Origin of the sequence: Mesorhizobium sp. M0195, assembly GCF_040322115.1 — a bacterium.
GTDB lineage: Bacteria > Pseudomonadota > Alphaproteobacteria > Rhizobiales > Rhizobiaceae > Mesorhizobium.
This window is the reverse complement of sequence record NZ_JAMYSV010000078.1, coordinates 1-976: the sequence shown is the minus strand read 5'-3', so window position 1 is coordinate 976 and position 976 is coordinate 1. Positions and strand designations below refer to the sequence as shown.

The following is a 976-nucleotide window of genomic DNA, read 5'->3' as shown; positions in this document are numbered from 1 at the left end:
GGCCCCTTTGACCAGCACCCTCATGATGGCGCACGCGCCTGTGGCATGGCCGGTGCGCCGGTCTCGTCAGCCGGTATGTAGAGATCGCCGCCCTCGCGGTATTTCGCCGCCATCGCCGCCATGCCCTCCTTCTGCGCCTCGGCGCGGATGTCGTGGGAAATACGCATCGAGCAGAATTTCGGCCCGCACATCGAGCAGAAATGCGCCAGCTTGTGCGCCTCCTTGGGCAAGGTCTGATCGTGGAAGGACCGCGCGGTTTCGGGATCGAGCGACAGGTTGAACTGGTCCTCCCAGCGGAATTCGAAGCGCGCGCGGGAAAGGGCATCATCCCTGACTTTCGCCGCCGGATGACCTTTTGCCAGGTCGGCGGCATGGGCGGCTATCTTGTAGGTGATCACGCCGATCTTGACGTCGTTGCGATCGGGAAGGCCGAGATGCTCCTTGGGCGTGACGTAGCAGAGCATGGCGGTGCCGAACCAACCGATCATCGCCGCGCCGATGCCTGAGGTGATGTGGTCGTAGCCCGGCGCGATGTCGGTCGTCAGCGGCCCAAGCGTATAGAACGGCGCCTCGCCGCAGACGGCGAGCTGCTTGTCCATGTTCTCCTTGATCTTGTGCATCGGCACGTGGCCGGGGCCTTCGATCATTACCTGGCAATCCTTCGCCCAGGCGATCTGTGTCAGCTCGCCGAGCGTCTCCAGCTCGGCGAATTGTGCTGCGTCATTGGCGTCGGCGATCGAGCCGGGACGAAGGCCGTCGCCCAGCGAAAAGGACACGTCATAGCCGCGGCAAATGTCGCAGATCTCGGCGAAATGTTCGTAGAGGAAGCTTTCCCGGTGATGGTGCAGGCACCATTTGGCCATGATCGAGCCACCGCGCGAGACGATGCCCGTGACCCGGTCAACGGTCAGCGGGATGTAGTGCAGCCGCACGCCCGCATGGATGGTGAAATAGTCGACGCCCTGTTCGGCCTGCT

The 976-nt window shown here is 63.3% G+C and carries 1 protein-coding gene; it reads right to left on the bottom strand.

Annotated elements, in window-relative coordinates; all coding sequences use genetic code 11:
* Positions 1 to 20: 20 nt before the first annotated feature.
* A partial coding sequence (gene thiC / locus NKJ12_RS32065; RefSeq protein WP_352707716.1) for a phosphomethylpyrimidine synthase occupies positions 21 to 976 on the bottom strand: 956 nt, incomplete at its 5' end.